Origin of the sequence: Ochrobactrum sp. SFR4, assembly GCF_019730395.1 — a bacterium.
Taxonomy (GTDB): Bacteria; Pseudomonadota; Alphaproteobacteria; order Rhizobiales; family Rhizobiaceae; genus Pseudochrobactrum.
Window position 1 is genome coordinate 1 of sequence record NZ_JAAPBB010001225.1, and the last position, 243, is coordinate 243.

General features: G+C 54.3%; 1 protein-coding gene. It reads left to right on the forward strand.

The features are described 5' to 3' along the window. The coding region (locus HBA93_RS22930; protein WP_221724764.1) for an ATP-binding cassette domain-containing protein at positions 1-243 on the forward strand (243 nt) is incomplete at both ends.

Genomic DNA, 243 nt, shown 5'->3' on the forward strand with positions numbered 1-243 from the left:
GCAGCGTATTCGTTCACGTCTTGGCATGGTGTTTCAGAGTTTCAATCTCTGGCAGCATATGACTGTGCTGGAAAATGTGATCGAAGCGCCTGTGCATGTCCTCGGCATAGCCAAAGATCAGGCGACTGCAGAGGCCGAAGCCATCCTGCGCCGTGTCGGTCTTTATGAAAAACGCCATACTTATCCGGGTTTTATGTCCGGCGGACAGCAGCAGCGTGCAGCTATTGCCCGCGCCGTGGCTAT